Consider the following 6475-nt stretch of genomic DNA (forward strand, 5'->3'; position numbering starts at 1 on the left):
CGCTCGTCACATAGAAATAAGAATTTTATAATTGCCATGTTTTCACGAAATCGACAAAGGCTTTTACTGGCGTCATGGCTTCATAGTTATGACGATAATATAAGGTGGTGTTACGGCGCAAAGGCTCGCCGTCCTTATTATGTAGGGGATAGGTGATTAATTCTGGTGCATCTTGGCCACAACTTTCTGTTAATAAGGTAAAGCCCAGACCTTGGCGCACTAGTTTTACACAAGTATCAATATCGTCAACAACGATAGATACTTTAGGCGGGGCCTGATAATTGGCATACCACCAGTCATCCAAGGTTTGCTGTAAATTAGGATCCGTTTGATAATGGATATAGGGATAGTGTGGTAATTGACTTACATCTAATTCTGTTTTATTAAATAAGCAGAACGGTTCATTCATCAGTTGTAATTGATGTTCTGACCAGTCATGAGGGCCACGGACAATCGTTAAATCTAAGTCACCTTCTAAGAAACGGCGATACAGTCGATAGCTTAGGCCGCTATACATATTAATATCAATATGTGGATAGGTTTGTGAAAAGGCTGATAAAATATGAGGAATGTGATATTTAGCAAATACATTGGAACAGCCAAGTCTTAGGGTACCACGAATTTCCGTTCCCGTTGCTACCAATTGCTTTTTAATCGCTTGGTACGCTAGGTCCGCTTGTTGGGTGTAGGCATATAATTGTTCACCTTCTGAAGTAAAGGCAATGCCGCGAGGTTGGCGAATGATTAAGGAGCAGTTAAACTCTTTTTCTAAGCGTTTAATGCGTTCACTCAAAGCAGGCTGTGTCATAAAAAGACGTTTAGCCGTATAGGTAATATTTTTTTCCTCATATAAGATTTTTAGTAATAGGAAATCTTTGGTATCCATGGCATCCTCCCATAAATAATTCTTATTTTAAGTATACGAGACTTACGTATTGAAAACAAGTACAAAGTGTATAGGTAATAGGCAAAGGAGTAATTCAGTTATGGTAACATTAATTCCAGATGGCGTATTTTTACAAGATGGTCAACATATAATTCCTGCAACAGCTGCGCAGGCTAAGGAGAATGCTAATGTCTTTGATGCCACTAAGGCGTATAAGGAAACGATGGCCTATCGAATCCTGATGGCTCATCAAACAGGGGATGGTGACCAAAGTCTACAAATTAAATTTGATGCTCTTACCTCTCATGACATTACCTATGTAGGGATTATCCAGACGGCTATTGCTTCTGGTTTGGATCACTTTCCAGTACCTTATGTATTGACTAATTGTCATAATAGCTTAGCCGCTGTAGGGGGCACCATTAATGAAGATGACCATGTATTCGGTTTATCGGCAGTAAAGCGTTTTGGTGGGATTTATGTACCTCCTCATTTGGCTGTTATTCATCAATATATGCGTGAAATGGCAGCTGGCTGTGGCAAAATGATACTGGGGTCAGATAGTCATACCCGCTACGGTGCATTAGGGACGATGGCTATTGGTGAAGGTGGTCCTGAACTTGTGAAACAGCTACTAGGTCGCACCTATGATATTCAGCGCCCAAAAGTTATTGCCATCTATTTAGAAGGTAAACCTCGTCATGGTATTGGGCCACAAGACGTAGCCTTAGCTATTGAAAAGGCGGTTTTCAAAAATGGTTTTGTTAAAAATACCGTTATGGAATTTGTAGGGCCTGGTATTCAGCATTTGTCTATGGACTTCCGCAATGGTATCGATGTAATGACGACGGAAACCACCTGCTTATCTACTATTTGGTGTACGGATGCAGTGACTAAAGAATTTCTTACCGTTCATGGTCGCGGCAGTGATTTTACCCCATTAACACCTGGTGAGGTAGCGTATTATGATGGCCTTGTAAAAGTAGAATTAGATAAAGTGGAAAGCATGATTGCTATGCCATTCCATCCAAGCAATGTATATACCATTAAAGAATTAAATGAAGGTGGTCAAGATTTACTTCGCGAAATTGAAGCTAAGGCTGTAGAGCAGTTAGATAATAAAGAATTACGCTTATTGTTACCTGAAAAATATGCTCATGGTAAGTTACACGTTGATCAGGGCATCATTGTAGGGTGTTCCGGTGGTTTATATGAAAACGTTATGGCCGCGGCTAATATTGTGCGTGGTAAGGGCGTAGGGCATGATCGGTTTGCCTTTAGTGTGTATCCATCTAGTCAGCCTATTTACTTAGAATTAATGCGCAATGGAGCATTAGCTGATTTAATGGAAGCGGGTGCTATTGTGCGGACTGCTTTCTGTGGGCCTTGCTTTGGTGCTGGCGATACGCCTAATAATGGTGGCCTATCGGCTCGTCATGCAACTCGTAACTTCCCGAATCGTGAAGGCTCCAAGCCAGGTAATGGTCAGATTTCTTCCGTAGCCCTCATGGATGCTCGTTCGATTGCGGCTACGGCTATTTATGAAGGGGCTCTTACACCAGCCACTGAAGTGGATTACGAAGATGAAATTCCAGCCTATCATTTTAATAGTAAACCGTATGATCATAAAGTGTATGCAGGCTTTGGGGAAGCTAATAAAGAGGCCAATATTATTTATGGCCCTTCCATTAAGGCTTGGCCTACGATCCAACCATTGACGGAACATATTTTGTTAAAAGTGGCTGCTTATATTGATGACCCTGTAACGACTACTGATGAATTAATCCCTTCTGGTGAAACGTCCTCCTTCCGTTCAGATCCATATGCCTTATCTGAATTTGCTCTGAGTCGTAAAGTACCAGAATATGTAGGGCGGGCTAAAGCGGTGCGCGCTTGGGAAAAGAGTCGTCAAGATAATGAGTTAGCTAGTGATTTGCAAGACGCGTATATCTTGCTTAATGATACCTTACAGTTAGGGCAAACCGTGGAAACGTTAGCGAATACTACCGCCGTAGCTAGTTTAGTATATGCTAATAAACCAGGCGATGGCTCTGCTCGGGAACAAGCTGCCTCTTGTCAGCGTGTTCTTGGCGGTGGTGCTAATATTGCTCTTGAATATGCGACGAAACGTTATCGCTCTAATGTTATCAACTGGGGCATGTTACCCTTTGTAACCAGCGAAGAAGACGCTAAAAAATTAGCCGTTGGTGATTATGTATATGTGGCAAATGTACGCACTATTTTATTGAGTGAACAGGACGATTTCAAGGCATATGTAGTGAATGAAGGTAAAAAAGAAGAAATTAACTTACATTTAGGCTATTTAAGTGAGGAAGAAAAAGAGATTATTGCTAAGGGCTGTTTAATTAATTATTATGCGGATGCCAAATAATAGGGATGTAGCGTTTTAGTTAGTAGATAGTAAAATTTAACAGATACTAAAAAATAGTAGGTAATAAAATTTAGTAGATACTAAAATTTAGTAGATAATAAAAAGGACTGTAAGTAGCAGACATTACTTACAGTCCTTAATTTATTGAGGATAACGCTTATATTGAATAAACCAGACTCGCCCCGTATAGGCCACCGCAGAACAGGCAACGCCCCCTAAAAGGCCCATCCAAATTCCATAGGGACCATAATTCATGACTAAGGTGAAGAAGGCTGCAATAGGGAGGCTAAGGCCCCAATAACAGATAAGTGCAATAAGGGATATAATGCGCACATCTTTATAACCCCGTAGTACACCTTGGAGCGGTGTGCCAAATGCATCGATTACCGTGAAGAATACAGCATAGGATAAGAAACTACTGATTAATTGAATCATATGAGGATCATTCGTGTAGAAGCTAGCAATTTGCAGTAGATGGGTAAAACTATACATGCATATAAGACCAGCGATAATAAGGGCAATACCGCGCGCAATATAGGCATATTGTTTAGCGTCCTTATATCGTTTGGCTCCCACTTCATAACCGACAGCAATGGTAGAAGCGATACTTAGGCTAAGGGGGAAACAATAGAATAAATTAGTAAAACTAATAGCCGCTTGATGGGCGGCTATAATTTGTGTGCCATAGTAGGCCATAATTAAACCGACCACGCTAAACAAGCTCATTTCACAAAAAATAGCAATACCAATAGGAATACCCAGTTTTAGCTGTTCCATTACATAAGGTAGTTGAAACTTAGGCCACCAGCGAAAGATGCGATAGGGCCTAAACGCTTTATTATAGAGTAAAATAAAAAAGTAAGCTAAAAAGTTATACCAAGAACAAATAGCGGTAGCAATACCGGCCCCTAGACCGCCTAGGGCGGGGAGGCCAAAGTGACCTAGGATTAATCCGTAGTTTAAAATAACGTTTAGTACAAAACTGGATATCATAATGTACATGGAGTAATGGGTGTAGCCGTGACAATCTACGGTATTACGTAAAACGCTGCTACCCATGAGTGGGACCATGCCAAAGGCAATGGCTACCATGTATTGGTTGGTAATGGCTCTAGTGGCGGGTTCTAAATTAATTAATGTTAAAATGGGTTGCAAAGCGATGACGCCTAAGAGGATTAGCATTAGCCCTAAGGCAATAGCTAAATATAGTCCATGACCGATAATGGTAGGAATCGTTTCTTTTTTATTAGCCCCTAATAATTGTGCAATAATAGGCGAAATGCCTAATAAAATCCCCATTACGCCAAAGAAAGAGGCGACCCAAATATTGTAGCCTACGGAGATACCAGCTAGGTCTACGGTACTATATTGGCCCGTTAATAAAATAGATACAAAAGAGCCAGCAATTAAGGAAAACTGGGTAAGTATAATGGGTAAGGCTAAGCGAATAAATAGCCTTATTTTTTCAAAAAGTCTAAAGGTTGGGTGCATAGCGCCTCCTTGTGGTAACAGGCAATAAAAAAATCTCCAATAAACATCGGAGAACAGTATCTATAAACATTACTACATCATTAATTATTATAGTTTTATTGTAACATAGGCCCTAAAGAATGAAAAGTAGAATCTATTTAGTAGAAATTAATAAAATTTATAATGAATCTAATTAAAACTATCGACAAGACTAGTTTTTTTCGATATAATAATTTTGCTAGATTGATAATATGCGATAAAGTTATATGTTAAATGGGGGTATTAAATTTGGAACTGTTTACAGCTGCAGGTTTGATGGCTATTGCTAAGATTATTGTAATCGATATTTTATTAGCCGGCGATAATGCGATTGTTATTGGTATGGCTGCTAAAAACTTACAAGATAAACATCGTAAGCAAGCTATTTTCTGGGGTACTTTTGGTGCTATTGCATTACGTTTGGTGATGGCATTCTTATTTATAGAAGCCATTAATAATATTCCAGGCTTACGTTTAGTAGGTGGGATTTTATTACTTTGGATTGGCTATAAATTAATGTCTAATTCTGAATCTTCTCATAATATTGAAGCGAAGAGTAATTTACGGGATGCTATTATTACTATCGTTATTGCCGATGGGATTATGGGTATCGACAATGTAATTGGTGTAGTTGGCGCTGCAGAAGGTCATATGGGCTTAGTGTTAGCGGGTATCTTAATTACTGTGCCAATTATTATTTGGGGTAGTACCTTATTTGTGAAATTAATTGACAAATACCCTGTCATTTTATTCTTTGGTGGCGGTATTTTAGGTTGGATTGGTGGCGAAATGATTCACGCCGACAAGTACGTCTTTGATTATATTGATCCAATTACAGTACCATTTAAAATTGCTTGCGTTATTTTAGTGGTAGGGGCTGCGTTGTTGCAACGTAAGTTAACGGCTAATAAAACAAAATAAGTAAATGTATAGAAAGAGGCTCTTTTAGGGCCTCTTCCAAGATTTAGGAGGTTTTGTATGAAAACACTAGAAGTAGCAGAAAAACGTCGTACCTATTACAATATTAATAAAGAATTACCAGTAAAAGCAGAGGACGTAGTATCCTTTGTAGAAAAAGCTACGGAATTAACACCTGACGCATTTAACATGAAGAGTTCCCGCGTGGTCGTTGCCTTAGGTGCACAACATGATGCGTTATGGGACACCATTTATGATGTGTTTGAAGGCAAAGTAGCCCGTGAAAAAATCGATAGCTTCAAAGCTGGCTATGGCACTATTTTATACTTTGTGGATCAAACGACTATTGAAGGCTTACAAGGTCAATTCCCTATGTATGCTGACCGTTTTCCACATTGGGGCGCACAATCTGCAGGTATGCTTCAAATTACAATTTGGGAAGGCCTTCGTGAATTAGGGGTAGGCGCTTCGTTACAACATTATAATCCAGTAATCAATGAAGCCGTACAGAAGTTGTTTGATTTACCGAGCACTTGGGTATTAGATGCACAAATGCCATTTGGTGGTATTGTGGTAGAACCTGAGGCTAAAGACAAAGAAGACATTAGTCAACGTGTTGTTATTAAAAAATAATAGTTTTGTACCATCATACTATAAATTGAGTTATGGTTACTATATTATGAAACGTAAAACCAATAAAAGGGCCTTAAGGCCCTTTTATTGGTTTTATTTATATTGTGTTCTATATTTTGGGTTATAGGACAAAACGT

General features: G+C 39.2%; 5 protein-coding genes. 3 read left to right on the forward strand and 2 right to left on the reverse strand.

Annotated elements, in window-relative coordinates; genetic code table 11:
- Positions 1–25: 25 nt before the first annotated feature.
- Complete coding sequence (locus tag VER_RS02255) at positions 26–886, reverse strand: LysR family transcriptional regulator (protein WP_162099269.1); 861 nt, start codon at positions 884–886, stop codon at positions 26–28.
- Between the two features lie 100 nt (positions 887–986).
- Here VER_RS02255 and VER_RS02260 point away from each other — a divergent pair, with 100 nt between their 5' ends.
- Entirely contained in the window at positions 987–3278 is a 2292-nt protein-coding gene (locus VER_RS02260) for a hydratase (protein WP_162099270.1), read from the forward strand.
- Between the two features lie 141 nt (positions 3279–3419).
- Here the strand turns inward: VER_RS02260 and VER_RS02265 are convergent, their stop codons facing one another.
- Positions 3420–4769 (reverse strand): MATE family efflux transporter, encoded by a 1350-nt coding sequence (locus tag VER_RS02265; RefSeq protein WP_162099271.1) that lies wholly within the window; start codon positions 4767–4769, stop codon positions 3420–3422.
- A 267-nt stretch (positions 4770–5036) separates the two neighbouring features.
- On the opposite strand from VER_RS02265, the gene VER_RS02270 reads away from it, so the two are divergent.
- On the forward strand, positions 5037–5708 hold the full coding sequence (locus VER_RS02270) for a TerC family protein (RefSeq protein WP_202922106.1): 672 nt from the start codon (positions 5037–5039) through the stop codon (positions 5706–5708).
- A gap of 57 nt (positions 5709–5765) precedes the next feature.
- Positions 5766–6338 (forward strand): nitroreductase family protein, encoded by a 573-nt coding sequence (locus tag VER_RS02275; protein WP_162099273.1) that lies wholly within the window; start codon positions 5766–5768, stop codon positions 6336–6338.
- Positions 6339–6475 lie beyond the last annotated feature (137 nt).

The sequence above is a fragment of the Veillonella sp. R32 genome, assembly GCF_010093125.1.
Lineage (GTDB): Bacteria > Bacillota > Negativicutes > Veillonellales > Veillonellaceae > Veillonella_A.